Annotated in this window: 22 protein-coding genes and 1 pseudogene; 13 read left to right on the forward strand and 10 right to left on the reverse strand. The window is 68.7% G+C overall.

Features of this window, described 5'->3' with window-relative positions; translation table 11 throughout:
- Positions 1–107 precede the first annotated feature (107 nt).
- The gene (locus tag ACI784_RS09155; RefSeq protein ID WP_457013230.1) at positions 108–1,838 is read left to right on the forward strand and encodes a hypothetical protein; all 1,731 of its coding nucleotides are present in this window, start codon (positions 108–110) and stop codon (positions 1,836–1,838) included.
- A gap of 370 nt (positions 1,839–2,208) precedes the next feature.
- On the opposite strand, the pseudogene ACI784_RS09160 reads toward ACI784_RS09155, so the two are convergent.
- The 5 genes and pseudogenes from ACI784_RS09160 to ACI784_RS09180 all read right to left on the reverse strand — a co-directional run.
- A pseudogene (locus ACI784_RS09160) lies at positions 2,209–2,667 on the reverse strand (DNA cytosine methyltransferase); the annotation flags it as partial.
- 530 nt (positions 2,668–3,197) lie between these two features.
- Complete coding sequence (locus tag ACI784_RS09165) at positions 3,198–3,398, reverse strand: hypothetical protein (protein WP_457013231.1); 201 nt, start codon at positions 3,396–3,398, stop codon at positions 3,198–3,200.
- 169 nt (positions 3,399–3,567) lie between these two features.
- Positions 3,568–5,301 (reverse strand): GTPase, encoded by a 1,734-nt coding sequence (locus tag ACI784_RS09170; protein ID WP_457013232.1) that lies wholly within the window; start codon positions 5,299–5,301, stop codon positions 3,568–3,570.
- Positions 5,298–7,373, reverse strand: coding sequence for a GTPase (locus ACI784_RS09175; protein ID WP_457013233.1), 2,076 nt, complete (start codon positions 7,371–7,373; stop codon positions 5,298–5,300). The genes ACI784_RS09170 and ACI784_RS09175 overlap by 4 nt, the downstream gene beginning before the upstream one ends.
- 435 nt (positions 7,374–7,808) lie before the next feature.
- Positions 7,809–8,126: a hypothetical protein gene (locus ACI784_RS09180; protein WP_457013234.1), complete on the reverse strand. Its 318-nt coding sequence runs from the start codon at positions 8,124–8,126 to the stop codon at positions 7,809–7,811.
- 392 nt (positions 8,127–8,518) lie between these two features.
- Here ACI784_RS09180 and ACI784_RS09185 point away from each other — a divergent pair, with 392 nt between their 5' ends.
- Positions 8,519–9,418, forward strand: coding sequence for a protein NO VEIN domain-containing protein (locus ACI784_RS09185; RefSeq protein ID WP_457013235.1), 900 nt, complete (start codon positions 8,519–8,521; stop codon positions 9,416–9,418).
- A gap of 507 nt (positions 9,419–9,925) precedes the next feature.
- Here the strand turns inward: ACI784_RS09185 and ACI784_RS09190 are convergent.
- Entirely contained in the window at positions 9,926–10,330 is a 405-nt protein-coding gene (locus ACI784_RS09190) for a helix-turn-helix domain-containing protein (protein ID WP_457013236.1), read from the reverse strand.
- Between the two features lie 134 nt (positions 10,331–10,464).
- Here ACI784_RS09190 and ACI784_RS09195 point away from each other — a divergent pair, with 134 nt between their 5' ends.
- Both ACI784_RS09195 and ACI784_RS09200 read left to right on the forward strand, forming a co-directional pair.
- The gene (locus tag ACI784_RS09195) at positions 10,465–11,613 is read left to right on the forward strand and encodes a DNA cytosine methyltransferase (protein WP_457013237.1); all 1,149 of its coding nucleotides are present in this window, start codon (positions 10,465–10,467) and stop codon (positions 11,611–11,613) included.
- 44 nt (positions 11,614–11,657) lie between these two features.
- Positions 11,658–12,077 carry a very short patch repair endonuclease gene (locus ACI784_RS09200; protein WP_457013238.1) on the forward strand — a complete coding sequence of 140 codons (420 nt, stop codon included), beginning with the start codon at positions 11,658–11,660 and terminating at the stop codon, positions 12,075–12,077.
- On the opposite strand, the gene ACI784_RS09205 is transcribed toward ACI784_RS09200, so the two are convergent.
- Complete coding sequence (locus tag ACI784_RS09205; protein ID WP_457013239.1) at positions 12,062–12,988, reverse strand: hypothetical protein; 927 nt, start codon at positions 12,986–12,988, stop codon at positions 12,062–12,064. The two genes, ACI784_RS09200 and ACI784_RS09205, sit on opposite strands and share 16 nt — an antisense overlap.
- Before the next feature lie 155 nt (positions 12,989–13,143).
- On the opposite strand from ACI784_RS09205, the gene ACI784_RS09210 reads away from it, so the two are divergent.
- From ACI784_RS09210 to ACI784_RS09235, 6 genes are all read left to right on the forward strand, one after another.
- Positions 13,144–13,698: a hypothetical protein gene (locus ACI784_RS09210; RefSeq protein ID WP_457013240.1), complete on the forward strand. Its 555-nt coding sequence runs from the start codon at positions 13,144–13,146 to the stop codon at positions 13,696–13,698.
- A gap of 111 nt (positions 13,699–13,809) precedes the next feature.
- Entirely contained in the window at positions 13,810–14,094 is a 285-nt protein-coding gene (locus tag ACI784_RS09215) for a hypothetical protein (RefSeq protein WP_457013241.1), read from the forward strand.
- A 475-nt stretch (positions 14,095–14,569) separates the two neighbouring features.
- Positions 14,570–15,253, forward strand: coding sequence for a hypothetical protein (locus ACI784_RS09220; protein ID WP_457013242.1), 684 nt, complete (start codon positions 14,570–14,572; stop codon positions 15,251–15,253).
- 504 nt (positions 15,254–15,757) lie between these two features.
- A complete protein-coding gene (locus ACI784_RS09225; protein WP_457013243.1) occupies positions 15,758–17,614 on the forward strand; it encodes an AAA family ATPase in 1,857 nt (618 codons plus the stop codon).
- Between the two features lie 87 nt (positions 17,615–17,701).
- Positions 17,702–18,847, forward strand: coding sequence for a hypothetical protein (locus ACI784_RS09230; RefSeq protein WP_457013244.1), 1,146 nt, complete (start codon positions 17,702–17,704; stop codon positions 18,845–18,847).
- Positions 18,848–19,914: 1,067 nt separating this feature from the next.
- A complete protein-coding gene (locus ACI784_RS09235) occupies positions 19,915–20,451 on the forward strand; it encodes a hypothetical protein (protein ID WP_457013245.1) in 537 nt (178 codons plus the stop codon).
- Between the two features lie 106 nt (positions 20,452–20,557).
- On the opposite strand, the gene ACI784_RS09240 is transcribed toward ACI784_RS09235, so the two are convergent.
- Positions 20,558–20,719 (reverse strand): hypothetical protein, encoded by a 162-nt coding sequence (locus ACI784_RS09240; protein WP_457013246.1) that lies wholly within the window; start codon positions 20,717–20,719, stop codon positions 20,558–20,560.
- Positions 20,720–20,851: 132 nt separating this feature from the next.
- On the opposite strand from ACI784_RS09240, the gene ACI784_RS09245 reads away from it, so the two are divergent.
- The 3 genes from ACI784_RS09245 (at position 20,852) to ACI784_RS09255 (ending at position 22,882) form a co-directional block, all read left to right on the forward strand.
- Entirely contained in the window at positions 20,852–21,049 is a 198-nt protein-coding gene (locus ACI784_RS09245) for a hypothetical protein (RefSeq protein WP_457013247.1), read from the forward strand.
- Positions 21,050–21,058: 9 nt separating this feature from the next.
- Positions 21,059–21,364 carry a hypothetical protein gene (locus ACI784_RS09250; protein ID WP_457013248.1) on the forward strand — a complete coding sequence of 102 codons (306 nt, stop codon included), beginning with the start codon at positions 21,059–21,061 and terminating at the stop codon, positions 21,362–21,364.
- A 234-nt stretch (positions 21,365–21,598) separates the two neighbouring features.
- Positions 21,599–22,882, forward strand: coding sequence for a hypothetical protein (locus tag ACI784_RS09255; RefSeq protein WP_457013249.1), 1,284 nt, complete (start codon positions 21,599–21,601; stop codon positions 22,880–22,882).
- A gap of 647 nt (positions 22,883–23,529) precedes the next feature.
- On the opposite strand, the gene ACI784_RS09260 is transcribed toward ACI784_RS09255, so the two are convergent.
- Together ACI784_RS09260 and ACI784_RS09265 are read right to left on the reverse strand one after the other, a co-directional pair.
- Complete coding sequence (locus ACI784_RS09260; RefSeq protein WP_457013250.1) at positions 23,530–24,387, reverse strand: SMODS domain-containing nucleotidyltransferase; 858 nt, start codon at positions 24,385–24,387, stop codon at positions 23,530–23,532.
- Between the two features lie 18 nt (positions 24,388–24,405).
- Positions 24,406–24,951: an SLATT domain-containing protein gene (locus ACI784_RS09265; protein WP_457013251.1), complete on the reverse strand. Its 546-nt coding sequence runs from the start codon at positions 24,949–24,951 to the stop codon at positions 24,406–24,408.
- Positions 24,952–25,161: the final 210 nt, after the last annotated feature.

The raw sequence follows: 25,161 nt of genomic DNA on the forward strand, positions 1-25,161 counted from the left end.
ACCCCACCGCAACCCCCGAGCCGGACCGGCCGGGCGACACCCACCGGACATCCTGCCCGCACCGCCCGCCGCACCGGACGGTCCGGGCGCACTGGAGGACAAGCAGCGTGAGCGACCTCGGGACCCGCAGTGCCAGTCAGGTACTGCGGACCTTCCTGCCCCACCAGACCGCCGACCTGCGCGGCGGCATCTACCGCGTCACCGACTGGCCGGGCGCCGCCCCCCTGGCCATCGACGACGCCAGCGTGCGACGTCGCCTCCTGCGGGAGATCCATCCGTGGGAGCAGAACGCCAACGACAGCGGCTTCGCCGCCGACCTCCGCCGTCAGCAGCGCCTCGAGGTCGTCGAGATCGACACCAGCCGCGGCGTGGCCGTCGAGCGCTTCCCCCGCATCTGGCTGTGCCCACGCTGCAAGCGCGTCGGCCGGGATCAGAACCGTCCGTGCGCGTGCGGCAACTCCCGCTGGGGTCAGCTGCACTTCCTGGGATTCCACGAATGCGGGGCGGTCGGCGAACCCCGCATCCCACGCTGCCCCACCCACGACGACGTGGAACTGGTGGGAACCACCAGCACCCGGACCTCCGACCTGCGGTTCGTCTGCCCCCGGTGCCACCTGCAGCTGCAGAAGGGACTGGGCTTCCAACAGTGTCAGGGCTGCCGGCAGGGCGGGCTGCACTGGAACGTCCACAAGGCCCGGACGGCCTACACCCCCCGCGGGTTCGTCATGGTCAACCCGGCCCGCCCCGAGCGGTTGCAGGCCCTCGCAGCCGCCGGTGGACCAGCCAAGGCTCTGGACTGGGTGCTCGACGGCATGGAGGCCCACAGTCCCACCACCGTCACCGGGCTGCCCTCTGCCGCCGAGCTGCGCGCGCAGCTACTGGCCAACCACATGGACCCCGCCATGGTCGACGTCCTCGTCGACCAAGCCGCCCGGATGGGCCAGCTCGCCCGGGCCGTGGACGCCACCCCGCTGGACACCGCGCCGGCAGACCGCCGGGAAGCCGTCGAGCAGGAGGCGGTCGACATCGCTCTCGCACTGGGCGAGGCCCGCGTACCGATCACCGGCCTCACCGCGAGCCCGGGCAGCATGCTGGCCGACCGGTACGCGAACGACTATCCGGCCGCCATGGAACGGGCCGGGCTCGCGGGTGTCGATCTCGTGGAGAGCTTCCCCGTCCTCAACGTCATGTACGGCTACACCCGCGGAGACAGCGACCCGGCCGCCTGCCGCCTGGTGCCCTTCCGGCACCCCAAGCGCGAGGGTTACCGGCTCCTCGGGGATCTCGCCGAGACCGAGGCCCTCCTCGTCCGACTCGACCCGCTCCGCGTCGGCCGCTGGCTCCACCACCGCGGTCACAGCCTGCCGGGCTGGTCACCGGGGGACGACGATGCCCGACGGGCGCGCGCCGCGATCGCTGCCGCCAGCGACATCCCCGGTCCCGGCGACACGCCCGCCACCCCCACCGTCGGAGCGGACGTCCTCACCCTCGTCCACAGCTACGCCCACCGCATGATCCGTCAGACCGCCGTCTTCGCCGGCATCGACCGTGACGCGCTCAACGAGTACCTAGTGCCCAGCCACCTCGGCTTCTTCCTCTACGCGTCGCCACGTGGCGACTTCGTCCTCGGCGGCCTGCAGTCGGTGTTCGAGACCAATCTGAACCTGCTGCTGGACACCGTCACCACGGCCGAGTCCCGATGCCCCCTCGACCCCGGCTGCGCTCGCGGGGCCGGCGCGTGCAGCGCATGCCTACACCTGGGTGAGACCTCCTGCCGTGCCTACAACACCTTTCTGGACCGCCGGGGACTCTTTTCCGCGGGCGGATTCCTGCGATGAACCGCGATGGCCGACGACTTCGACGTACCGACGCCCTGCACCCCGGGACGACCGCGGCGTCCACCTGTCTCCGCTGCATTCCCCTGTCCGTCGTGTCGGGCCGATGCCACGGCGGCAACCCGACGACATACGAGCGAGCCAGCCCGGTCACCCCAGCATGCGGAACTCCGGTACGCGCAGCACTGTTAGCCGCATTCCTCGACCGGCTGTCCCGTCGTCGGCGACTGATCCTCTCCCTCGCCAACGTGGACATGCGGAGACCCTCGGTCCAGTGGAAGCCGCAGGCGTCGTCCCGGTAGTGGTGGCCCCGAGGACCTGCGCCGTCCACGAACAGGACTGCCCGCGGATCTTCCTCCGCCGAGGCCGGCAGAATCACACGCCTGCGACGTCGCGGTATCCCTGACAGCCGAGAGTCGACGACGCGGTACGCCCAGCGCATGCCGAGCTCCTTGAGCTCGTCGGTGACGTGCTCCATCGCTGCACCCCGGCCCAGCTGGAGCATGAAGGCGACATTCTCGATGAGCAGCCGCTTTGGGAGGACGCCTACGCAGGAGACGGAAGACCTCACCGACCAAGCTCGACTGGGCACCCGGAATGCCGGCGACCTGGCCGGCCTGGCCGAGGTTCGGGGAGGGAACCCCGCCGCAAGAGGGTCAGCGTCCGCGGGCAGGTCGACAACGTCGTGGACCTGCTCGGACGGCCGGGCCGAACGCGGCCACGAACGCCCGCCTGCACCCCGTCGGCGTCCACCGACGCCGACGCGGTGACCCCTACGCTCGTCACCGTCGGCAGCGATGTGTCGGTCACCTCGATCCATCGGCGCAACCATCACTAACGCCGCTTGAGGGCCACCCTGCTCAGCTAGCTTCGGTGGCCGCCCTGGACAGCTTCAGGAGCGGCGTCGCCTGGGAACGCTGGTGCCACCGCGTTGACGTATTCGGCGCTGGCACTTCGGCGGAGCGTGACGATCAACGGGCAGCGAAGGCAAGCCTCAGAGCCCTGCTCAGCGAACCACCGGCAACGGCTGCGCAAGTGACACGGCGGAGGTTGAGCCACCGCTGGAGCTAGCGACTGCACGATCTGCTTGCCCAAGCGGCAGTTGCTTCCGCTCCAGTGCACGCAGCCGCCCTGAGCACATGGCGCACCGAAGCGATAGACCTGACGAGGGTCCACGGGCTCGGCCGCAGCGAGCACGTCATCGCTCACGGGAACAAGTCGATCGACGTAGCGCATGGCAGCGCCCGTGGCCGACTCGGGGCCTCGGACCGCGAAGATGACGCTGTTCGGGCTCGGTGATGCACTCGGACAGAAGAGCCGCTCGTTCGCTACACCCTCGTCGGGGTCCCGGCTCAAGGGCGGCTACTCCTCATCGGAGGCGGTGTCCGGCGTCGGATGTGGCGACTCGCGCGCGGGCCGACCATGCAGCGGGCGCACGACGATCCCGCCGACAATCGGCGCGCCGAGCCAGCCCAACAGATGCTCCCGCAATGCCTCGGACACCCCCGATGCCGCCACCTCTGGTAGCTCGGTCGCTGAAACGCGATCGCCCGGTTCGGTCATCTCAGTTCCTCGTCCTTTCTGGCGTCCGATCGACAGATTGCGGCTCGCCGCCTGGTGGGCCGCCGTCAACGCGCAGGTATCCCCTCTGCGCATCCCTCGACATCCTCATCCCCTCCTGGTGGCGCGTACCTGACGACGTGGCACACACTCGGCCGCGACAGAGGTGCGCTCAATCCGACTGGTCGGCCGGCCTCAGCATCGACTCGCTCCGCCGGAGGTACGACGCGGCTTCGGCGGCAATGGCGGACAGCTCTCGGGAGGCGGCGCCGCGCTCAGACGAGTCCGCGAGGATCTCATCGCGAAGTCGGTCGATCTCCGCCATCGCCGACTCGAACGGCGGATCGACGATGGACCGCAGCTGGGTGTATGAGTCCGCGGCGATCTGATCGGCGACCACCAGGATCTCGGTGATGACCAGTGCGCGAGCACGCCGCTGGCGCTCGACCTCGGCGACGGCCTGCCGGTCTCGTTGCCACAGATCGTGGATGGTCGTGGCCACCTGGAGCCCGATCCCGGCGACCTTCAGCACCTTGCCGAGGCGATCAGCGATTCGGACAGCCTGCCAGGGCTTGAACCGCGCGCCGAACCGGTGCCCGATGTCCTTGACGGCCTGGTGCCCCAGCGAGCCCGACGAGCCGGACAGGCCGTCGCCGGCCCCCCAGAACGTCTTTGCCTGCGACAGCCAGTCCCCCATGTCGTGCATCCACCCGGCGCCCTGCTCGCTGCGAGCGCCGGCGTCCGCCCGGGGCACCCCGCGGCTCCGCGGATCCGGCGCGGAGGCCGGCCGCGGCCGGATCGTCCCGCTCCATCGCAGGAGTTCCGCCGCCCGGTTGCTGCCAGCGATCTCGGACATCTCCACGCCGAGGCGGCCGAACTGCTGTGCTACCAGGTGATTTACCTCCACCGCGAAGGCGTCCGCGTGCCCGTTCAGCGACGCCTCGAGTCGCGCCCAGGCGCGGGCGAGGTCGTCCTCGGAGGTGTCGGGGAGTTCGCAGGCGTCGACGAAGTCGGCGATGGCCGTCCGGCTGTTCTCCTGGAACTTGGCCTCGGCGTCGCGGTACTGCACGTCGATCAGCACTCGCCGGTCGGTCATTGCCTTGCGCTGCAGCGCGAGCAGCGCCAGACCATTCCGCCGCTCGGGGTCCTCTGCGAACAGTTCCTGCCCTTCGTCGCAGAGTTGCCGGACGAGCTGGAACCGCTGCCGCAGAATCGCCAGATCGCCCCGGTTCTCGCTCATCCGGTTAATGGCGTCACGAAGCTCGTCGATGCCCGACCGCTGACGCAGCAAGTCCCGCCGACGCTCATCCTCGAGACTCCGCAGGTAGTAGCTGGAGTCCACTTCCTGCACCGGAAAGGCGTCGCGGATCAAGCCGACCGCCTCGCGGATGACCTGCTCCCGATGTCCTTCCGGCGCCTTCATGGTTGCGGCATGGGTGACGACGACCAGCAGCTGATCGACCTTGCCCAGGTCGAGCGCCAGGTGCCGCAGAAACCGGCGTGAGGCGTCGTCCAGCAGGTCGACGGTGACGACGAACAGAACGAAGTCCGCCGTGGAGATGGCCTCCTCGGCCAGACGGTCGTGATCACGCACACCCGCCCGGACGCCCGGAGTGTCGATCAACGTGACCGCACCGTCCCAGGTGTACTCGGTCACCTCGTCCGTGGCGATGTCGCTGTCGATGACCACGTCCGCGGCGCCGTCGGTCAGCGCCCTGACCAGACTGGACTTGCCGCTGCTGAACTGCCCCGTCACGACCATGCGGGGAGTCGAGCGCTCCTCGAACACCGCACGGGACAGCAACTCGTCGGACTCCCGGCCGGGTCGGCCCGACAGCACCGCCCTGAGCCGTTCCAGCAACGGAGGTGCCTGCGTGGCCAGCTCGTGCAGCAGGATCCGGGTCATGCGTCCTCCCGAGGGTCGCGTGGGGTGGGGGGCACGTCGATGCTCGGGGCACAGTCGGTGTGCGCGAAGGCCAGCGCCGACCACGCCTGCCGGATCCCCTCGGGAATGGCCACATCGACTCGCACCGATAGGTCCTGCGCGGTCATCCGGGAGATCCACAGGTCGCCGGCGTGCAGACCGAGCACGACATGCAGGGCGGAACCGGACCGCCACTCCCCCGGAGCCGGCGGCGTGGGCAGCAGCGGCTCCGGGGTCGCAGCGATCGGGAACAGCGCCAACTCGGTGAAGGCGGGCTCGGGCAGCTCCAGCGCCACGCCGACGCCGGGCCACCGCGTGGCCCGCCGCAGAGCCGCTGCCGCTCTCGTCCGGCCGGCCAGGCCGAGCAGCGCGCGAGCGGTGTCGGTATCGACCGCCCCGATGGAGTCTCGGACAGCGACGGCCAGCCGGTCGATGGACCGGGACACGTCCTGCAGAGCGGCTACGCCCTCCTGCAGCCGATCGGCTTCCTGCGTCACCAGCGACCGCCACTGGGTCACCGCGCCGGACACCATCTCCACGACGGCGTCCTGGGCCCGCCGCAGCACATCGCGGATCTGTGCCTCGACTTCTCGGCGACGGCGGTCGAGGACCGCGGCCTCACTGCGCCAGAAGCGGTCGACGAAACCGGTGGCCAAGCCCTTCACCGGGTTCACCAACAGCCCGGCGAGCCCGCCCACGACCGCGCCTGCCGCTGCTCCGACGACGTTGCCCACCACCGGCACCGCGGATCCGATCAGCGCACCGACTTGCAGTCCGACCAGCGTCGTAGCGGCGGCGGCGGCAAGGTCGATACCGCCAGCGGCAAGTCGGTGGAACCAGACCTGCCCGAAGCCGGTCAGATCGCGGAAGCCCTCCGACGTGAAGTGCCTCCAGTCGTCCGCGCAGTCGGCACCGATGTCCTGGATGTCGTCGTTCAGCCGCTCGGCCACCTGCGTGACGGCGTGCACGAGCTCTTCTTGGATCAGCTCAGCCTCGGCCTGCCACTGCGCGGCGACGTCCGACGCGAGGTCCACCTCGTTGTGCCACTGGGCGCGCTTCCTCAAAACGGCCGTCGTGGCGGCGAGCAGCTCCGTCCCCGCGTCGCCGACGCGGCGGTTGGCCTTACGGACGAAGGACCGCCGGAGCCCCGCGCGGGCCTCCGCGTCGGTCCGCACGGCCGCGGTCTGCTGTTGGACGAGTGCCGCCGCATCCACCAGCCCTCCGCGGAGCTGATCGCACACTCCCAGCAGCCGACGGGCTTCGGACGAATGCGCCCTTTCCACCGCCAAGGCCTCGAGCAGGCCATCGATGCGGCTATTTCCATGCAACAGGCGCGACGTGGCCTCGTCGTGTTGCCCCGTCGAAGCGCGCAGCGCCGCCTGGGCATGCACTGGAAAGGTGCCCACGGGGCGGCCGCCGGCTCGTTCAAGGTACCGCTGGATGACGTTGAAGTGGCCTTCGCTCTGCTCGAAGACCCGTTCCGGCTCCTCCGTGATGTCCAGCCAGCCGATCTCGTCATCGAGGTCCGCGCGGCAGTTCAGCGCGACCACGAGGGGTTTGCCCGCTGCCGCCAGGATGCCCAGGGCCTCCCCGGTCTGCTCCTGGGTCGCATCGTTCGCCGCAACCCACAGGATGAGATCTGCCCGCGGCACCTCAGCGAAGGCGGCCTCGAAATCGGCCTGCCCGTCCAGCGCCCCGACCCCGGGGGTGTCGACGATCTCGATGCCCAACGCCCGCACGCTCCGGGCACAGGAGTCCCTGGAATACCGCTGCCGCCCATCGCCGATACGCGACCCGTCGCCGCCTGAAAGGAACTCGAACAGGGTGCTCTTGCCGGCCATCGTTCGCCCCATGAGGACGACGCGGAACGGCCGCTCATCCACGTCGCTAGCCGGTGCCGCCGCGGAGTCGCGGAGTACCGTCGCCTGACCTGTTAGGGCTGCCGCTAGCTCCCCCAGCGTTGCCGACACCTCGGCGTCGGCGACGGGACGCCGAATGACCGACGTCGCCGTGTCGTCCAGCCCGGTAGCCAGCGCCAGCAGTTGCTTTTCCACCACGGCACGGAGCGCAGAGGGATAGGTGCGGGTCGGCTCGTCCCGCCCATAGAGGGCGAACCGGGCCCACTCGAACCCCGCACCGCCTCGCTGTCCGCGCAGCGGGGCGGCTGGCCTTCCGACACCAGGCCCGCTCATCCGGTCATCTGCCACGCGAGGGCGCCCCTGCCTCGTTCATGTACTGCGACGCGCGTATCGCCCTCACGTCTCCCCCGTCCGACCCGGCCGGGGCACGCTATAACGCGGCCCCTCCTCGGCCGCGGACGGCGAGGAGGCGTGTCACCCGAAGGGACCGTCCCTCTCGGCCTGCGATCGGCCCGAATCGGTCACCGGGTCCAGGGCGCGCCTCGGCCCATCCATCCGTGCTTCTGGCAGACAAGCGTGTCGTAGGGCGTCAGCACCGCTCACCGTAGGCGTCGGTACCGGCACGCCCCTTCAGTAGAGCTCCAGCACCTCTCGGGCCCACCGGGTCACAGCGTGACGGGCCTCGGGAGCAAGCTTCCAGGACGGCGAGCCCATGTGGAGGTCCAGCCCGGCGTAAGACTCGTAGCTGCGGCCCCCCAGGAAGGTCTCGACGTAGTAGCTGCAGATGCGCTGGCCGAAGGGCGTGACGGAGCGCCGACGGTCGTAGAACTCGATCATCGGCCGGACTGACGGCACAATGCGGGCGTTCAACGGGGCGAACTCACCGTTGTCCGGCACCTCGAAGACGTACTCGTCGGCTGGCAGTTGGAACGCCGGGTCGTCTGCCATGTGACCAGGCTACGAGCCGGGCGTGACGGCTGCGGCCGTCAGCGAACGGCGTCGCGCCGACGGGCGAGGAGCGGAACGGCGACAAGGCCACTGGCCAGGATGCTGGCCGCACCCATCGCACTCGGCTGACAGCTTCAACGACGTAGCTCGTGCCACCACAGCAAGCAGCAGCCTCTACGTCGTTCCCGTCCGGGGCTACCACGCCGACGAGGCAGGAGCGTGGCCGGTCACTCGGTGCGCCGTGGACAGCTGCGCGCCGGGACGCGGCTTCATGATCAACGGCACCTACTCGACGACGTAGCCCGGAGGCGCCCTTGTCGCGGGTGCCACGTCAGCCCCCACACCCGGCGTCGCACACCCACCGACGGTCGCTGGGATGCTACGAAGCCCGCATGGCACCGCCGCTCGTCACCGAAGACACCCTGGGCGCATGGCTACTGCGCTGCAACCCCGAGGTCTGGGACCTACCGGCCTTCATGCACGACGGCAACGCGTCGATCGGCCAATGGACCGTCGTCAACAACTACCGGAGCCGCATGATGGCCCCGGGCCAGCGCGTGGTCCTGTGGGCGACCGGTGACGGCAAGCGCATCGCCCGCGGCATCTGGGGCCTCGGCTGGGTGACCGGCCCGGCTCACGACCACGTGCCCGACGACCTCGCCGAGGACGACGCCAGCTACTGGCTCGACGAGGCGGCGAACGCGGGCGCAGAGAACGTGGTGGCCGTCGACATCCCACTCCTCGACGCGGCCATCACCGACGCCGAGCTCAAGGCCGCCGGCATCGCCGACCTGGAGGTCCAGGTCCAGTCGCAGGGTTCCAACCCGTCCTGGATCAGCAAGGAGCAGCTGGCTCGGGTGGAGTCCCTACTGCCCGAGTGGCCGGAGCGGGGTGAGCCCGACCGGGAACTCACGGTCTCACCTCGTGGCGCCGGCTTCGGTAACGCCGTTCAGAACAAGGTTGTCGAACTGGCTGCGATGGATGCTGTGCGCCAGGTATACGAGGACGAGGGCTGGCACGTCGACGACGTCAGCCTCGCCAAGTGCGGCTGGGACCTGACCTGCACGCGAGGCGCCGAAATCACACGGGCGGAGGTCAAGGGCGTCAGCGGGGACAAGCCCCTGGTGCTGCTGACGGCCAACGAGTGGAATGCCGCCAAGAACCAGCCGGGGTGGGTTCTGGCCGTCGCGACCCGGGCGATCAGCGCGCCAGAGATCAGCGTCTACACATCCCAGGAAGCCCTGCAGGCAGCCGAGCCGTACGTCTACAGGGCTGACCTGTCCCAGAGCTAACCGACCGCGGTGCCCTGATCCGGCTCCAGCAAGCGGACGGCTCGCCGGCCCAGGTCATGGCTGGCTGCCGTAAGTCTCGGCCCGAGCCCAGGTCAGGAACTCAGCCTTCGAGGGCCGGGGGCGAGTTCGCGGACGCCCCGACGAGGCTCCGCCGACCGTCGTCGGCCCCGTTCGGGTGGGCCCCCAGCCGCATGGCAGGCCGTCGATCTCCGGATAGTCGATGAGATGGGCCACCGTGACCGTCACTGGTGGCTCCCGCAGCTGATCGCACTCGTTCAGCCCGTACTCGAACAGCCCTTCGCGTAGGTGCTCGACGACCACGCAGGAGAAGTAGCCCGTCGAGCACATGTTCGACCAGCGCCCCACGCGGACGAGTGACGAATCCTGACCGGGTCGTGCCCGAGCGCCCGGTCGCGTCCAGCCGTAGCGGCCACGGCGCTGCCCACCGGGTTCTTCGCGGTTGTGGCGGGACGATGCCGACGGAAGACCTCGCTGGGACCGCAGGGGTCAATCCGCCGACAGTGTCGGCGCTCCCCGCCCGCGCCGCTGAATGCCGCACTCGTCCAGTGCCCTACGGACAGCCGTCTGTGTGCGCCCGGTCAGCTCTGCGAGCTCTCGCAGTGAGCGGCCAGCCTTGTACTCACGGGCCACAAAGGCGACGAGCTGCGCTCGCTGCTGAGTCGTCGGTCTGACGACGTTCGTGCCGGCGAACTCGGGCAGCACGTGGTGCACCTTGCGTCCTGGGTACGGCACCCGGCCCTCCCGCCCATCGTTTGGGCGCCGAGTATCAAGCTCCTGAGCTCGGCAAGGCGTCACACCGCCGAGTGACCCCGTCACAGCCCCGATAGGTCGTGCGCCTTCTCGCTCACTCGCAGCGGGGCGAAGCTGGGGCCGGTCAGTGACATTCCGCACGTCGAGCAGCCGTCGGGCGGGACGTGGCGGCGAGGCGTCACGTCAGGCGAACCTGTGGGCCACGGCACGGCCCGGCTCGCCTGCTTCGTCGTGTCCCGCTCGGTTCTGTCAGGGGCCTACCGGATGATGACCGCGTGACCACACCGATGACCGCAGTCGGCCTGTTCGCGGGCATCGGTGGAGTCGAGGAAGGACTACGGCGAGCCGGTGCCGCCGAGGCCGAGCTCCTGGTCGACAACTGGTCGCCCGCCCAGGAGGTGCTGCGGGCCCGGTTCCCCGACGCGAAGCTCGAAGGCGACGTCGCAGAGCTGAAGTCTCTGCCGAAGGTCGACCTCGTCACGGCGGGCTTCCCCTGCACCGACCTGTCGCAGGCTGGACGGACCGCCGGAATCACCGGCAAAGCGAGTGGACTCGTCGCTCACGTCTTTCCCTTGCTGAAGCAGGCCGACCCGAAGTGGCTGGTCTTCGAGAACGTCCGCAACATGCTCGTCCTCGACGGCGGCACAGCCATGCGCTACCTCGTCGACCAGCTCGAACTGCTCGACTACCGCTGGGCCTACCGGCTCGTGGACAGCCGCAGCACCGGCGTTGCCCAACGTCGCCAGCGCGTGATCCTGGTGGCCAGCAAGACCGAGAACCCCGCTGACGTGCTCCTGGTCGACAACGCCGGCGAACCGGACGACGAGTACTTCGCCGACGACGCATACGGCTTCTACTGGACCGAGGGCCTCCGAGGGCTCGGCTGGGCGAAGGATGCGGTGCCCACGCTCAAGGGGGGCAGCACTGTAGGGATCCCCAGTCCGCCCGCCATCTGGGTCGCCTCGGCGCCGAGTGGTCGGCGGATCATCCTCCCCACCATCGAAGAAGCCGAGGCCCTGCAGGGTTTCGAGCGCGGCTGGACCCAGGCGGCGGACGCCGGCCGCTCCAACGGCCCCCGCTGGAAGCTCGTTGGCAACGCAGTCACGGTCGGCGTCAGCGAGTGGCTCGGCAAGCGCCTGCTGGAGCCGGGGACGCACGATCCCGAGGACGGATCCCTCGTGACCGGCAAGCGCTGGCCCACCGCCGCCTGGGGCGGCGATGGCAAGGTCTACGCCTCCCCCGCCTCCATGTGGCCGATCCAGGCCCCGTACAAGGGTCTGCTGGCCACGGTCGACCACGAGTCCGCCCGCCCACTCAGCAACAGGGCGGCAAGTGGCTTCTACAGCCGGATGCAGAAGGCCAAGCTGCGGTTCAACGAGCAGTTCCGCGCCGACGTGGCCGACCATGTGAAGGCGACCAGCTAGTCGGACCCGCCGGGTGCGGTGGGTCCAAGGGCATCATGACGGTCGTGCCCGAGGCCAGCAGTTCCGAGGCGCTCCGCCGGATGCAGAGGCAACGGCGGAGCGGAACCGGGCCGGAGTGGGCAATCCGCCGCCTCGTGCACGCTCGAGGACTGCGCTACCGGGTCGACGCCCCTCTGCCCCTGGAAGGCACGCGCCGGCGCGCCGACATGCTGTTCCCCGGTTCGAGAGTCGCCGTCTTCATCGACGGATGCTACTGGCACGCCTGCCCCACCCACGGCACCAAGCCGAAGGCGAACGCCTCCTGGTGGGCCGACAAGCTCGCGGCCAACGTGGCTCGGGACCGGGACACCGACCGGCGGATGCAGGACGCCGGCTGGACCGTGATCCGCGTCTGGGAACACGAGGACCCAGCTGAGGCGGCGGAGCGGGTGGTCCAGCGGGTACGGAGTCAGTCCTCGTCCTGATCGGCATCCCCTCTAGGACCGCCGAGCACCCTGTCGATCTCTACCAGCGTTGCGACCAGGTCCAGCGTCAGAGGTGCCTCCTGCTCCAGCCCCGCCGGCAGCGAACCCGCCGGCGGCTGCCAGTCGGGATCCGGCTCGGCATAGCGCTCGTGACGACTGACGCCGGTGTTGCGGAAGACGACGGCGTCGTCGATCAGCGCGATCAACTCAGCGAGCGAGATCGTGTCGTCCCGTGACGGCGGCTGGTTCTCGGGCGGAGCCTTGCGCACATCGAAGAACCGCACGTCACCGGCGTCGGTCACCAGACCGACGAAGACGTGCTCGAACAGGTCGTAGCGGCCGTCCGGCGACTCGCGCCCGGCCCTCTTGCGCAGCGTGAAGACGACGTGGGCAAAGCTGCTCTGCCCCGTCACCCCATCCCAGCAGGCGTCCTCGGGCAGGAAGAACAGCGCGACGAGAACGGCATACGGCTGACGCCGGTGGAGCGTGTCCGCCTCGTCGCGCAGCTCCATGTCGTTGCGCTTCACGTTGCGGGAGTACCGGCCGATGCGGGCGTCCCTGGTCCCGGTGGCCCCATGGGTGTCGCGGAAGCTGTACGTCTTGATTGAGACGCCGGCGACCAGTCCCGCGGCGTCGTCCCACACACCGACATCGGTCCGCTTGCGGTCGATCTTGCCGCCGACGGTGAACTCCTGACCACTTCCGTCGGGCCGAGGAGTCACCCGGGCCTTCGGGAACAACGGTCGCAGCGCGTCGGCCACCGTCATGGCCAGCGCGTTGCTGAAGCGCTGCGCCCAGTTCTTCTTCGCCTTCCGGTTGTCCCTGCCCTCTGCGGTGAGAGTCTCCGGCTTGTCGCCCGCCCTGGACAGCGCCTCCGCGAGCGGAGGCTTGCCTTCGTCGTCCCTGATCACGCCCCGACCCTCAGGGACGGACCGCGGAAACGCCGGAAGGCTCGCCCACCCGAACGGGTGAGAACCGTCCGGAACCTGTCGGACCTGCAACTTACGGTCTGCGCCCCGGGCAACGGCGGCCAGCCGACGCCCAGACGATGGCCGGAGGTGGTCAGATGACCAACTCGGACGCGCAGCGCCCGTCCCAGTGGATGGCGAACGTCCAGCTGTTCTCCTCGGAACTACGCGAAGGACACCGCTGGGCCGAGATGGTCGGCCGGCGGCTCGAGAACTGCGGCCACCCGGTCAGGGTCACGCCCCTGAAGCTACGGGACAGCATCGCCGAGATCCCGGAGTACGAGGACGAGTTCGACATCGTCGTCGGAGAGGACGGGGGCCCGCAGTTCATCGTCGAGTCTAAGTCGCGCCGCCTCGAGTTCAGCGAGGACCCGTCCAGCTATCCCTACTCGACGGCGTTCGTCGACACCTGCTCCGGATGGGACGCAAAGGTCACGAAGCCGCGAGCGATCGTGCTCGTCTCCCAACTGACCGGGGCCATGCTCGTGATACCGGTCCGGCAGAGCCGTCCCCACTGGACCGTGACGAGGACGTACGACCGCGTTCGCCGTATCAGGGACAACTGGTACCTGGTGCCCGCTTCCGACCTCATGCCGATGCAGACGCTGCTCGGCTGGCTCGCCTCGGGCCGCTGGAAGACGGAGGGCCTCTGACGTCCCGGCCGATGCGCTGACCCCTGAGGACGAACCCGCAGCGGGTCCTCGACGGGGGCCGAGACTATGAGACGACGAGATGGTCCCGAGCCGAGGACGAGGCGCCCCGAAGTGGATTACCAGCAGTATCTCCGAGAGATCGACCGCGCGGCCGAGGCCACGGAGGGCACGGTGGTATCACTCGCCGGAGGCCATTTCGGTGTCCGGCTCGCCGCCGACGGCGCATACGTGGTGCTCGCCCTGGATCTGGACTCCGACCAAGGCTGGGTCGCCTGGACCGAGAGCCTCGACGGGGAACGCTGCTGCGACTCGGCCGAAGAAGTGATCGGCTCATGCCCGCTCGAGCAGCTGCGGGGCCGGGCTCTGGACGTCGTTGCAGGACACGCGCACGCCTGAGGTGGTGGATCTCCGGGCAGACGCCCGGGAGGGGAGCCATCCCGCGCAAAGCAAGCCCAGCAGGTTCCTCTTCGGTGGACCGCGTACAACGGGTCATCCGAGGTGCAGACGCCACCTCCCGGCGTGCTCGCCGATCTGCTCAGCGGCCCTCGGGGGCGTGGTGCTTCCAGACGGTGATCACAGACCATCCGGCACCGTCCGGGCGACAACCGTCCGCGCGTCGCTCGTCACGTTGCCCCACCCTGTCAACCCGACGGGGGAGCGCCTCTGGGCACGAGCACCTCGACGGCGGTGGGCTCTCAGCCCGATGCCCAGCACGGCGCTCGAGGCATGGGTCGCCGCGCCGGGATCCCCCGACCGAACCTGATGCGCGGGCACGGCGACGCCAACGGCGCCGGCCCCCAACTGAAGCCGGACGCTGCCTGTCCCGGAACCCGACGCCCGCTGGGAGGGAGGCATGTGTCAACGTCAACCCATGACGAGGATCGCCGGGGGCCCGACCGTCGCCGAGGTGATGACGCGGTTGGCGACCGTGCGTCCGGTCTTCCACTCGGAAGCCGACTTCCAGCACGCCTTCGGACAGGCGCTCCACGGCCTTGCCGAGTCGATCAGCATCCGCCTCGAGGTGCCGCAGGGTTATTCGCCCCAGGGGCGTGCCGAGTACCTGGACGTGCTCTGCTTCGGGCCGCAGGGGCGGACCGCCATCGAGTTCAAGTACTTCACCGCGCCATGGACGGGCGTCGTGCCCGCTCACGATGGCCCGGGCGACGAGACGTTCCAACTCAGAAACCACGCGGCAATCGACCTCGCGCGGCGGAACTACGTGTTCGACATTGCCCGCCTGGAACGCTTCTGCGCGGTGCAGCCCGGCACCAACGGGGCGGCGATCATGCTCTCGAACGCCCGGGGGTTGTGGTGGCCCCCCGGCGACGACCCGGGCACCCGTGACCGGGACTTCCGCATCCACGACGGCGTCGACCTGTCGGGCACGCTCGAGTGGGGCGGCGGCGATTACCCGGACAACACCCGCGACCTGTCCGGCTCGTACCGGATGGCCTGGCAGCCCTACTCGGACCTTCCCGGGACGCGGGGGGAGTTTCGTTGGGTTGCCGCCGAGGTCATGCCCAGCGCTCCACCCTCCCAAAGTTCGGCAAGCTAGACCTTCGCACTCGACCGCCGGCGCAGTCCCTCGGTCCCATAGATCCCGAATGCGTCGCCGCGGAACTTCCGGTCCCGGTCACCGGCGTTGTCATCGTGAGGATCTTCCGCGGCCGGTGTTCTCACGATGACTCCGCGCCGTCGCTGCGGGCACGCCGACCGCACGTGAGTCGACCACCCGGTAGGCCCAACACCTCAGCGCCTCCGACTCCGTAGTGATGTGATGCCACGGCCCGGTTGGAGCGCGAAGGACACGTTCATCACCCGGGTCTCACAGAACTGGACAGGTGCGAGCCGCCCAGGGCCGCGATGCGCGAGAAGCACCCGTGGGCCGATCGGGTCTCGGGACCCTCCTCGGCGACGTCGTCCCTTGGTGCTCCGGAGTAAGTGCCGATTGGGGCCTGCCGGCCCGACCGTCGGTTCCAGCCTCGGGGTACGACCGCCGCCTCGAGCGAGACGACGCTGCGTCCCGCACCCACGACCCACCGTGAGGTAGAAACTTCCGGTGGAGCCAGATATCGATCTTGTTGCCGATCTCCAGAAGCAGTTCGGCCTCGTCGTCGACGATGTCTGGCGAGCGAAGGACGAAATCCGGAACGCCCTAGCAAGCGCGGCCGACGTGGACGCCGCGAAGATCGCCGTGGCGTCCGCCAAGGGCGGGACCAAGCAGCTCCTCAATCGCCTGGGCCAGGCCGAGGTGGGCAACGCCACGGAGTTGATCGTCTTCGTGGTCGACCAGGCGAGGGACGTACAGGGAAGCGTGTCCTACGTCGTCGACGCCGCTCGAGGCCGCAACAAGGCCAAGGCCCCCGGCGCACCCGTCGTCATCGCCGCACCCACACCCGACGGCGGGTACACGGTTGCCGCTCTCGTCGCAGGTCGTCAGACCCGAGCGAGCCGACTCGTGATGTCGATCTTCGACCCGCCACTGACCGACCCGCGTGCCGACATCAAGCCACGACTGCCTCACCGACCGGCGCTGTGGCTGCTCGTGTCCAACGGAACCGGCACCTATGGCGATCTGGACGGCGTCCGCTACCACTTCCCGGTGTCCATCCCGAACGGCAGGAACGTCGACACCGGCCACATCGTGGTGATGACGCGCACGAAGACCAGCGCGCACCCGGACAGGGGATGCATCTTCGGGATCGGTCGGGTCGGGCGACGCATCCCCGGCGAAGACGCCAACAACGCGTTCGTCTACTACGACCGTTACATGAAGATCGACCCGCCCATCGATCTAGAGAGTTTCGGCGACAACCCACGAGTCAACGTCAACTCCATCATCGCCTTGAAGCCCGAATGGGTCATTCGCCTGATGAAGGAGCTGCTGGTAGAGAACATCGGCGAACTGCCGGTCCCCTTCACCGCCCTCACCCTGGAGGACCTCAGCGCTGAGGTGCGGACACAGGGGCTCGTGTTCGACGACGCACTCCTCTCCCGCGTCCTCACGGCACTCCGCGGTGGGAAGCACCTGATGTTCACCGGACCTCCCGGCACCGGAAAGACCAGCCTGGCGCTGGCCGTGGCCACAGCCGCTCACCGGGTAGGCCTGTGCCATGAGCCATCGCTCACCACCGGCACGGCCGACTGGACGTCGGCCGACACGGTCGGCACCTATCGACTGACACGAGAGCAGGACCTCGTGTTCCACCGAGGACAGATCTCAAGCTCGATCAAGGACGACCACTGGCTCGTTATCGACGAGCTCAATCGCGCAGACATCGACAAGGCCATCGGCCAGCTGTTCACGGTCCTGTCCGGCCAAGCCGTGGTCCTGCCGTTCGAAGAACTCCAGGATGACGAATACTTGCCGATCTCCATCGTGCCGCCGCAACAGCTCGCCCCACCGCACACGATCCCCATCATCATGTCGTCGAACTGGCGACTCCTGGCCACGCTGAACGATCGCGATCGGGACCTGCTGTTCGACATGTCAGAGGCCCTGATGCGCCGGTTCGCGATCATCGAGGTCGGCCCGCCGACGGAGCACGCCTGGCAGCGCATACTCGACGAGTCCGGCGGTACAGGACACCCGGCCTGGGACAGGGCTCTTCGGAACATCCTGGCGGCGCCGGAGATGCGGGAGCGTCCGTTGGGTGCGGCAGTCCTTCTCGACTGCGTCCAGCACCTCCGCCAGGTCGTCTACCTACGAGAGGAACTTGGGGCCACTCCGCGCGAATTCACCGGTCAGGAAGAGGTGGAGCGGCTCCAGGAAACGCTCGACGTGTACATCAAGCCTCAGCTCGCGACGGTCGGGGAAGCACGAACCCTGGACGCCGGCACGTTGCTGAAGAGGTCCGCTGCCTCGTCGGGCACGAACCCGGAGTCCGGTTCCACCAGCAGCAACGAGATTTCGTAACCGATGGCAGTCGCGACATGGGACCGCGACCGAGTGGCCGCGGCCCTGCGGCCTCGATTGTGGCGGTACCTCTCGGGATCGGCGACCGTGGGCTTCACCCACGCGTCCCTGCCGAACTTGCCGGAGTTGTCTCGCGCGGACCTGGTGCGGATCTTCGCCACCCATCTGGCCCTGCGTCCGGACACGGCTGCGGCACTAGACGCGGCGGAGCGCGCGCTACGCGAGCTACCCGCCAGCCAGAGCATGACGCGGGTCGAGTTGCACGGCGAGGTACGAGGGCGCGTCTCGTGGACGCTGACCCAGCGCCGCCGGATTGCGGAGGCGGATCCGGCGTTGTTCGTGTGTACGCCGCCCGAGCGACGCTATGACACCCCACTTGGCCGACTCGTCCTCGTGGCGCTGCACTGCGCCGCTCAATTGGCCGACCTCAGCGGCCTTCCCAAGAAGGGGATCGTCGGCGAGCGTGTCCACGACATCAGCCGTCGAGCTCGTCGGCTGATGCTTCATCCGAAGCTTTCGAAGGTCCGTCGCGTAGGACCCGATGCCCTACGTCATACCGAAGGACTCGTTGCCCGTCGACCTTTCCTCGCTCCGCTCGTAGCATTCGCTGAAGACTTCGTTCTAGGTATTCGGAACGGCAGCGCCGAGTCGCTCGAACAACTCCTCGAGCGTCAGTTCCTCAGCCCCGACCGAGACTCGGTGTTGTTCGAGCTTCAGGTCGGCTTCGACATGCTCGACGCACTCCGACAGATCGGCTACCAGGTCCAAGGACCGGCGACGCTATTGCCGGCGGCCGGGGTTCCCTTCGCGACGTTGCATGGCCCAGCTGGTCAGGCGGCGCTGTGGTGGCAACGTCCGACATGGACGCTGGCCCCCGACAAGGCTGCGACAAGCATTTGGGCCGAGATTCTGGCCTCGAATGGATTGTCTCGGGTTCCACTTCGACCCGACTTTCTCCTGGATATCCCGGGCGCCAACCGGCGTCTCCTCGTAGAGGTCAAGCTCACAACCTCAGAGGAGGGCTCTCCGGAACGCGACGGGCTGCGGGACGTCCTCGCCTATCTAACGGACGCCGCTGGCGTCTTCCAGGATTGCCCGCATCCGCATGCTCTGGTTGCAGCATGGAATGCCAGTGGTCGCCCCGTCGACCGCCAGAACCGCATTCAGATCTCCGACCAGCACCGAGTCGTACCGACTCTGGTAGAGGCGCTTCAGGGAGCCCAACCCCGCTGAGTGGCCTGGTAGCGCCACGGACGCCGTGACAGGGGTCCGGGGTTCGGTGGTGCACGGGACAATCGTCTGCGCCGACTCAGCCGGCAGCTCCATCACCTTGAGAGCGAGTCTGGGTCGCCAGCATCGACCCGCTCGCCCCGCCGCCTCGCCGTTCAGGCCGGCCGGCGCGGGGGGCCAGTCAAACCTGCGCAGGGACCGGGGCGTCGCCGAGGTCGTCCAACACGACCGTGGGGACGTTAGTGACCGAGGGCGCATAGGTCCTTGCGTGGACCCTCGTCACCGTGTCGGAGAGGCGCCTCGCATGATCAGCCACGTGATGACCTCCGACCCGCCCGTGACGATGATGTGGGCAGCGCGCAGCAGGTCATCCGACCGACAAGCGCGGATCAACCGACACCAGCCTGACCTCGGGCGTGGGCTCGGTTGAGCTCGTTGCTCAGCCGGCGGGCGGTGTCCCGGTCAGCGAACGCCCGGGGATAGCCGCCGTTGTTGGGCACTGGCCCGTTAGGTCCGTGGACTTCAAACTTGCCCCGCTGGTTGGGGCCCACAACGGCAAAGGGAAGCCGTGGGACGTCCAGGGCGGCCAGGTGGGCCTCGATGTCGCGACGAGCAGCCTGGGCACTAGCCGAACTCATCGTCAGTCCTGTGCGGAAGCGCCACCCACCCAGTTCCCACCGCACATGGTTACCACCCGTGACCTCCACCCGACCGCCCCGGCGGCGAACCTCGCGGACTAGCGGCTCGAGGTCCTTGTTGATTCCCAAGCCCATTTGCCCAATCCCCCGTGCGCACTGCCTAGACGAGGACAACGGTCCGGTGCGGTGCGCCCATGCGCCCGTCGCGAGCTGACCGGGCCGGCGTACTCGGTGTCCTCCACCCGAACCGAAGCCGGTGCCTGCCGCCGGCACCCCGCAGCAGTCACATCGGCACGCGTGCAACAGGGCTGAAGCTGAAGCGTTCTGGGAACCTCAAAGTCCCTGGACAGTTGACGCTGGCACGACTGGCGGTCTGACGTACGGCGGACAGCGAAATCGGTTGCAGGTTGCGAAACGTGATCGTCAGGATGCATGTTGTTGATCGACGGTGGAGGGATTGCGCTCTGCCTGACTACCGGGAGTGTGAACGTGATCCCCGAGGCGCCTAACGACTTCGACCACTTGATCTACGAGATCGGTCGAGCAACGGCCGCGGCAGCGGCCGTTGAGGACTACTTCGGCCTCCTCGCGGTGCACGCCACAGGCGAAAGGAAGTGGGCGGGCGCCTACTTGCGAGAACTGAAGACGCCCTTGGAGCGAGGGCTCAGTGGCTGGAGCCACGAGACGGAAGTCTTGGCGCTATACAAGCGCGCCTTCGACCGGAACGAAGAGCGCAACGGCGTCGTACATAGCGTGTGGATGAGCTTCCCACGCCTCCAGTACACCTCCCTCGAGAGCCAGTTCCTCGGCTTCCGGATGCGGAAGGGGAAGCCCGACCAGGTCTTCGGCCTGAGGAAGAGCGCCCAACAGGTACAAGAGCTCGCGGACGAACTGGAACGTGCCCACGCGGAGGCACGGGCCCTCATTCCCATGCCGCTGCCCGGCGACGAGGACCACCTAGACGGGTGAAAGTTCAGCTGTGACGGCACAGCGCTTGACAAGCGCAACTCCCCTGGGCGTTCGCCCCTCCCTTCCTCCTGGGCCTGTGCACCGCGCGGACGTGGGCGGTGCGCCCTCAGCTGGCTCCGGGCAGTGATGTCGACGCCTGGTAGCTCCGCTGGGCGGAGGGCGGCCGCTGTTCCCGTCGGGTGACGGCGGCGGCACCGATCGCCGCGGCCAGGGCGGCGACCGGGTGGTCTGCGCGCCACTCCCCGGGCGCCCCGGCGACGGCGGACACGGCAGGACCCGCGGCGGAGGCGTTCACGTCCTCCGACGCGAGGCGCTGGTGGGCCGCCCTCGCCGTCCTCGTGGGCGCCGCCAACCTGGCACTGCTGGCGCTGTCGGCCCGGCGCCGGCGACGGAGGACCCGATGACCAAGACCTCCGCGACCGGGGCACCGCCGCTGCGGTGCCGCCGGTTGCTGGTCGCGGCGTCGGCGGTGCTGGCGCTCGCCGTGTGCGCGGTGACGCTGTGGGCCGGTGGCGCTACCGATGTTGTGCCGCCGCCCCGGCATGGCGCGGGCCAACTGGGGCAGTTGGGCGACCTCGTCGGCTCGACGCGCAGCTAGCCTTGTGTCGTGTCGCTCCTCGCAGCCGACGCTCGAGGCGCCGCGGACTGGGGTGCCCTGGCAACCGCTTTCGGTGCAGCGGTCGCACTTCTCGTGGGTGTTGTGACCGTGCTGCAGAAGACGCAGGCCGACCGGCGAGCAGAGTGGTGGAACCGAGCTCAATGGGCCGTGGATCATGCCGTCAGCACCCGCGACGAGGAGGCGGAGATCGGCCTCATCTCGATGACTCATCTGATCGAGAGCCCAGCGGCGACGGATGACGACGTCCGTTTCATGCGAGACGTGGCGCAGAACATCGCGGAACGCGAACCGTAGCCGGCGATGACCTCGGAAAGGACGAGGGATCTCGCGCGACAGCTCGCCGCTCGTGCGGACGTGCTTCTCCGGGCGGCCGACCCGGCTGTGGACCCGCTGCCCACAGAGACGGAACCGGCAGAACCGGACAGCTGGCTGCGCTCGAGGCGGAGTCCGTTCGCCGCCCGCCGGGTGGGGCGCCCTCTGCGCCATCCGGGCGCGGCCCTCTTCCTCGAAGTTGCCGTCGCGGGGGGCGTGGCCGCCGCCGTGATGCTCGCTATCGGTCCCCAGCCGCGAGATCTGACCGGCTTCGGAGGCATGGTCTTGCGGATCTTCGCAGCGTGGGCATTCGCCTTCGCCCCGGGGTGGCTCTTCGTGCTCTTCCTCCAACAGCGAGCGCCTACCATCTGGGGGACTTATGTCGTGCAGCTGTACCGCCTGGGAGTGGACAGGCCAGGAAACCTGCCGCCCCCGCCTGTCGACTCGCCGTACTACGCACTCTGGCAGGACGACGGCGGCGAGGACGGCGCCGGACGCGATCTCGTCTACAGGCGCAAGTTCGAAAGCGTCTACGGTCCCTCCGTCTCCCGGGTCGCCATGGACCGGATGGCACGGGTCGGGCTCGACTCCCTCGTGCCTGCCTTCGTCCTGTCCGGCCTTCTATCCGTGGGCTGGACCGTACTGCTGTGGCTCGTGCCCCCCGTCGACCTCGGCGCCGGGCCGAACAGCGTGTGGACGAGCGTCGCCTTCTCTTTCCTGGGGGCCTACACCCTGGCCCTCTGGATCCTTGTGCGCCGGTACCTCACGGACGAGCTGCACGCACGGTCCTACCTCACGATCGCGGCGTACATCGTCGCGATCCTGCTCGTGACCGCGGCCGTCCACCCGTTACTGACACGACTGGGCGTCGCTGGTGGCGTGCGGGCCGCGATCACGTACCTCATCGGGGGACTCGCCTTGTTCATCCCCGGGGTGCTGCGCCGACTCGTGATCGCACCGGCGGCGCGGCTGGTGCAACGATCGGTTCCTGCTCTGCGGTCGCAATATCCCCTCCGCGACCTCGACGGCATGAACGTCTGGTACGAGGCACGCCTCCTCGGCGAGGGCATCGAGGACATGCAGGACCTGACCACCCTCGACATCCTCGATCTCCTGCTTCGCACACGGATCCCCGCGGGGCGGCTGGTCGACTGGATCGATCAGGCCTGCCTGTACGTGCATCTCGGTGCGGACGGAAATCTCAGGGACAAGCTGCGGCGACTCGGCATCCGGGCGGCCACCGACCTGCTGGATGTCCTCCCTGCCGGGGGAACGGCATCGCGGTCACCTCTGTCCGAGCACAGCAGGGCAGCCTTGGCTGCTCTGGAAGCCGAGGGCGTCGACCAGGCGGTGATCCGGAACCTCGTGGAGGTCGTCGCCGACGAACCGAACCTCCGCTTCGTCCGCAACTGGAAGCGACCCCCGGAGTGGGAACGGCGCCCCACCAGCAGGACCGACGACCCCACACCGCCCCGTGCGGTGACGGGGCCGACTGGCTGAGCCGGCGGTCCAACGTCCAGGACGCGTCGTCTCCGGCCCGCCCTCGGGTCCGACCGCCAGGAGCTGCAGCCGAAGTGGGAGCAACCAACCAGCGGCAGGTCGACCGCGCCTTGGCCTTGTCGAACGAAGCCTGACCCGGTTCTCACCAGAGAAGCCGCCGACCGGATGGGCGCCCTCGGCGGCCCGGTGGAGTCGGTCGGACTGCAACCAGAAACGAGTCCGGACCAGAGCCTTCGCAACAAAGCCCTGGTCCGATGGGTGGAGCTGAGGGGACTCGAACCCCTGACCCCCACACTGCCAGGCCGTCGTGATCGCGTTCGCACCGGTTCGCGGCCGTTCCATAAGACGTGTGACCAGCGGACAATTCTGGCCGCGCCCGGCTACGAATAGGCGCGAACGCGCACAACTGCAACCAGAACTGCCACCACGCTGGCCATCTCTCAGCCCTCGTTGTCGGCGCTGACTGTGGCCTCAGCCGGCGGCTGCAGGCTTCACACGCGCCGCAACTCTTTGATCACAGAGGCGACGTTGGACACGTGACCGTCGCTTGCTGGCCGGACGTGACGGGTGGCACTGGATCGACGCCGTACCGCTGCGGCGAAGCGATTTTTCCTGCCGCAGGCGAATGGCTGGGTCGGCGCGCTCGCTCAGCGAGCCGGGAAGTTCCCGTTGAAGAGCAGGTTGAGATACCTGAACGCCTCGTCAGGCTTGCCGTCGCTGTTCGCTTCGTGTGCCTTGCGGGCCCGGACCGCCGCCGCGTGCAGCTTCGACAGCGCCTCGGCCTTCTTCGCCTCGGACGAGCAGGGATAGAACCGCCCCGCCACGTGCTTCGGGTCGCTCATTGCTGCAAGGCTGTGGTCCTCCAGGCCCTCCAGGTACAGGCAGAGGTCCCATCCGGGGATGAAGTTGCTCTGGGCCTTCATGTGCTCGGCCGCGCGCATCTCCAGATAGAACGACGAGATGGGCACGTCGTTGTAGTACTTCCAGGCCTTGGCCAGCCGGGCCAGCGACTTGGCTCCGCCCCCGATGGCGCGGGTGTCGTTGACCTCGTTGACGTACTTGACGTGCTCGGCGGGGGCCGTGTCGATCCACCCCGTGCCGGCGCCGGGGATGTCGTACAGGTCGGCGCTGCTCCCGGCCTTGGTCTTCTTGAAGCCTGGGATGACCTCCCACCGCTCCGTGCCGTTGGCGAAGTCCACGACCACGGCCGGCCGGCTGACGTAGACCGGCGTGCGGGGGAAGGTGTCGGTCAAGGCGTCCTTGACCCACCCCAGCGCCGTGTCCGAGCTGCCGGGCTTCGGGTTGCCGATCTTCACGAGCAGGTCGACGTCGCAGTGGTAACGCACGCCGGTGCCGTGCCAGAAGGAGCCGGGCTGGTAGAAGCCCTGGACCGTCAGGGCTGCCTTGAGCGAGGCCTCGACGCTCGTCCGGTGCCGGGCAGCGGCCTGTCGATGGGTCTCGAGCGGAATCAGCCACCCGAGGAACACATCGAAGGCATCGCTCACGCTACGCACCACGCCTGATCAGCCCTTCTTCTTGTCGACGTCGTAGTCCTGGCCGCCGGCATCGATGTTCTTCTGGCCCTTGCGGTAAGCCCGGCGGTTCGGGATCTCGGCGGTCTTGTTCTGCTCGTCACGCCGGGCGGTCAGCTCTTCGAGCTTCGCCCGAGCGTCGTCAAGGGGTTGGTAGGGCAGGTCGACGAGCCGGGCCTGGCGAGCCCGCCCCTGAATCTCCAGGTAGGCGTTGCCGGCCGAGGAGGCCTGGTTCATCCGGTGAGCAGCGTTGAGAGTCGTCAGGACCGCTCCCCCGGCGGCGGCCAGCAGGGCAAGGCCGGCGGCGATCAGGTCGTACTTGTCGGGGGCGACCACCATCGCTGCTGAGATGGCGGCGGCCAGGCTCGTCGGGACGCCCAGGCTGAGGTTGACCAGGCGCCACTGCTTCGCCTGCTCGAGCTGGCTCTGGGCGCTGTCCTTGGCGCTCTGCTCAATCCGGGACAGCTCCGCGCCGATCTCCCGGCGCCGCTCGGCCTCGGTCGGGCTGTCCTGCGGCGCTCCCCCCGTGGTCGTCACCAGTCGACCGTAACGAGGAGGTCCGACAGGACCAGGTCGAGCGGCGATCGGGCTCACTGGATCACGTTGACCGGGACCCCGACGTCGATCCTCATGCCCTCTCCCCGGACCCGTCCTGCTCCTCGTCGCTAACGGAGAAGGATCAAGATCAAGTGCGACACACGTCTTGCATCTCGGGCAGCGGAACGCGTTGTGACAGGCTGTCTGGAG

Source organism: Geodermatophilus sp. SYSU D01186 (assembly GCF_054050215.1).